The organism is Sinorhizobium sp. FG01, assembly GCF_002531875.1.
In the GTDB taxonomy this organism is placed as follows: domain Bacteria; phylum Pseudomonadota; class Alphaproteobacteria; order Rhizobiales; family Rhizobiaceae; genus Sinorhizobium; species Sinorhizobium fredii_C.
On sequence record NZ_NWTB01000073.1, the window covers coordinates 1 to 580 of the forward strand.

Annotated in this window: 2 protein-coding genes; one reads left to right on the forward strand and one right to left on the reverse strand. The window is 56.0% G+C overall.

Annotated features, from left to right (window positions below; translation table 11 throughout):
* On the forward strand, window positions 1-213 hold a 213-nt coding region (locus CO656_RS30645), incomplete at its 5' end, for a hypothetical protein (protein WP_210202580.1).
* 92 nt (window positions 214-305) lie between these two features.
* On the opposite strand, the gene CO656_RS29555 is transcribed toward CO656_RS30645, so the two are convergent.
* Window positions 306-580 (reverse strand): transposase (locus CO656_RS29555; RefSeq protein ID WP_144353254.1); only part of this gene is annotated, 275 nt, incomplete at its 5' end.

Sequence of the window (580 nt, forward strand, 5' to 3'; positions counted from 1 at the left end):
CTCACATCAGGTTTTTTGTCAATGGTTCATTTTGATGGCATCACAAAGCCTCCTTTGTTCGCGGATCCACGGTCTGAGCCCATCGCTTTACCGGCTCGTTATCGAGCCTGTACAACCTCACATCCGGTCGCCGCTTCAACGGCGGGCACCAATTTCCCGCTTTCGCGGGCGCGGGCTCAGGAGAACGGGACCAATCTCAAGACCGGCAGTTGAAGCCAAAAGGAATCCCGGTCCGTTCACCTGGATCCGTCAGGGCTGATCACACCCTGAGGATTGGAATTTGCTTTTCGATGCTGTTTTGCGCGTCAGGCGGCTTTCATGATTGCACCTTCGATCACGACGCCGGAGCTCACGTATTTCCAGAGTGCAACGAGCAGCTTGCGCGCCAAAGCCACAATCATCGGCTTTTTCAGACGGCCGCTATTGCGAGCGATGCGCTCCTTAAACCAGCAGGTCAGTGCCGATTTTGGTTGATGCCGCAACCACAGCCAGGCGAGCTCGACCATGGTCGCTCGCAAACGCGGATTTCCCGCCTTTGAGACACCTTGTTCGCGGTTAACGTTGCCGCTTTGCCAAGGAG